The organism is Cryobacterium sp. MLB-32 (assembly GCF_000738085.1).
Lineage (GTDB): Bacteria > Actinomycetota > Actinomycetes > Actinomycetales > Microbacteriaceae > Cryobacterium.
The window spans coordinates 1-641 of the sequence record NZ_JPRS01000568.1 but is presented as its reverse complement, the minus strand read 5'-3'; the positions used below and the strand labels follow the sequence as shown (position 1 = coordinate 641).

The 641-nt window shown below is 61.2% G+C and carries 1 protein-coding gene and 1 pseudogene; one reads left to right on the top strand and one right to left on the bottom strand.

Annotation, left to right across the window (positions count from 1 at the left end; translation table 11 throughout):
* Nucleotides 1-130: pseudogene (locus tag JF66_RS20000) on the bottom strand (ATP-dependent DNA ligase); the annotation flags it as partial.
* A 287-nt stretch (nucleotides 131-417) separates the two neighbouring features.
* Between JF66_RS20000 and JF66_RS19995 the strand changes: the two are divergent.
* Nucleotides 418-641: hypothetical protein (locus JF66_RS19995; RefSeq protein WP_035880637.1), on the top strand; the 224-nt coding region annotated here is incomplete at its 3' end.

Genomic DNA, 641 nt, shown 5'->3' with positions numbered 1-641 from the left:
GGTCGTCCCGCCACGAGAAGTAGAAGCTCTCGCCTCGTCGCAGTTTTGTGCCGATGACGAGCTGGATATGGGCCAGCACACGATCATCAAAGTCGGCCGTCAGACTCGAGTCGTAGGTCAGCTTACCCATTTCAGTGCTCCACTATTTTGAACGGGCTGCGGTCTTGTCGAAACCCCACCGTGCTCACAGACGCACAGCCCACGGCCTCACTTCCACTGTGGAAGTACAACTTCTCGAGGCTCCCTCAGCCTAGTAAAAGCGGGTGCTCGAAATCAGTCGGAATAGGCCTCTCATCAGCCCCAAATCGGGGGGTACGGCCGGTGCCCCTGCCCCAATTCTCGGCCCCCCTATCGAGAGTGCGGGGGCGGGGCCACTATTGCGGCAGCTTTCGTGAACCATGAGTGGAGGGTCAGCGCATGCGCACACTGAGTTCCATCCGAAAAGAGCACGTCGCGATCGGCGGCCTCGCGATCGGCGGCATCGTGATTCTCATCCTGCTCTTCGTCTACAACCTGGTGGTTACCAGGGCCAATCCACCCGTGCCCGGCCCCGGCATCAGCTCAGCCCAGCAATTCGCCGCGGCCTGGGCAGGCTTCACCTCCACGTGGGTCGCGCCGCTTCAGCAAAGCGCAACCAGCTT